Consider the following 237-nt stretch of genomic DNA (forward strand, 5'->3'; position numbering starts at 1 on the left):
GTTGTTGCCGCAACAGAACCATCTGCGGAAATCTCAATCTGTTCAATATTCCCCGCTTTATCACTGTTCTGAATAAAATCAATTGGCTCAACGTTCGGTTTTTGAGAATCCCAAATCTCTCCATTTTCAAGCTTGTTTATTAATTTCTCTTGAGTCACCACGTCTACATTGTATGTAGCTAAAAACTCTTTAAGAGAAACGATTTCTTCTGCTGGAATATTAATATTACCCTTAACC

The 237-nt window shown here is 36.7% G+C and carries 1 protein-coding gene; it reads right to left on the minus strand.

What is annotated here, in order from left to right; genetic code table 11:
* Positions 1-237, minus strand: a 237-nt coding sequence (locus AC2Q9J_RS18490) for a hypothetical protein (protein ID WP_499042194.1), incomplete at both ends; no start/stop codon positions are given.

The organism is Planococcus sp. RAB007_Raresut (genome assembly GCF_057369535.1).